The 1,606-nt window shown below is 64.5% G+C and carries 1 pseudogene; it reads left to right on the top strand.

The features are described 5' to 3' along the window. Positions 1 to 5: 5 nt before the first annotated feature. Positions 6 to 1,606: pseudogene (locus AC1DBX_RS20625) on the top strand (pyruvate dehydrogenase (acetyl-transferring), homodimeric type); the annotation flags it as partial.

Below are 1,606 nucleotides of genomic sequence, written 5' to 3'. Positions count from 1 at the left end.
TGGACGTGGCTGCAGGAGAAGATACCTCCCATATCCTCAGCGGGTTGACAAACCAGCTGCCTGATCGTGATCCGGAAGAGACCGCCGAATGGCTGGAGTCCCTGGATACCCTGATTCAGGAACAAGGCACCGAACGTGCCCAGTACATTATGCGAAGCCTGCTCCAGCGGGCCGGCGCGCAGAGCGTGGGTGTTCCGATGGTCACCACCACGGACTACGTCAACACCATCCCGGTTGACCAGGAAGCGGCATTCCCTGGCGATGAAGAGATCGAACGCAAATACCGTGCCTGGCTGCGCTGGAATGCCGCCGTGATGGTGCACCGGGCGCAGCGGGCGGACATCGGCGTCGGAGGCCATATCTCCACTTACGCCGGCGCCGCGACCCTGTACGAGGTCGGCTTCAACCACTTCTTCCGCGGCAAGGATCACCCYGGCGGCGGCGACCAGGTCTTCTTCCAGGGCCATGCCTCCCCCGGCATGTACGCCCGCGCCTTCATGGAAGGCCGGCTCTCCGAGGAGGACCTGGACGGGTTCCGCCAGGAGAAGTCCAAGGAAGGGCACGCCCTGTCCTCCTATCCGCACCCGCGCCTGATGCCGGAGTTCTGGGAATTCCCCACCGTCTCGATGGGCATCGGCCCGATGAACGCCATCTACCAGGCCCAGTCCAACCGGTACCTGCACAACCGCGGCATCAAGGACACCTCGGACCAGCAGGTCTGGGCGTTCCTGGGCGACGGCGAAATGGACGAGCCCGAGTCCCGCGGCCTGCTGCAGCTGGCGGCCAACGACAAGCTCGACAACCTCAACTTCGTSATCAACTGCAACCTCCAGCGCCTCGACGGTCCCGTCCGCGGCAACGGCAAGATCATGCAGGAACTCGAAGCGTTCTTCCGCGGTGCCGGCTGGAACGTCATCAAGGTCGTCTGGGGCCGGGAGTGGGATGACCTGCTGGCCAAGGACGAGGACGGCTCGCTCGTGAAGATCATGAACGAGACCGTCGACGGCGACTACCAGACGTACAAGGCCGAATCCGGCGCGTTCGTCCGCGAGCACTTCTTCGGCAAGACCCCGCAGACCAAGGAAATGGTCCAGGACCTGACCGACGACCAGATCTGGAACCTCAAGCGCGGCGGSCACGACTACAACAAGGTCTACGCCGCCTACAAGGCCGCCACCGAGTTCAAGGGCAAGCCCACGGTCATCCTGGCGCACACGGTCAAGGGCTACGGCCTGGGYACCCACTTCGAGGGCCGCAACGCGACCCACCAGATGAAGAAGCTCACCCTCGCGGACCTCAAGGCCTTCCGCGACCACCTGCGCATCCCGATCACGGACGACCAGCTCGAAGCGGACCTCTACCGGCCGCCGTACTACCACCCCGGCATGGACTCCCCGGAGATCCAGTACCTGATGGACCGCCGCAAGCAACTCGGCGGCTTCGTCCCCGAGCGGCGCTCCAAGCACGCCGACGTCACCCTCCCGGACGAGAAGGTCTACGAAGTCGCCAACCGCGGCTCCGGCAAGCAGCACGCCGCCACCACCATGGCGTTCGTCCGCCTGCTCAAGGACCTCATGCGGGACAAGGAGTTCGGCAAGCGGATTGT

It is taken from the genome of Arthrobacter sp. 10N44_2, from assembly GCF_056394385.1.
Note: the sequence above shows the minus strand (reverse complement) of the source record. Positions and strands in the feature narration are given on the sequence as shown.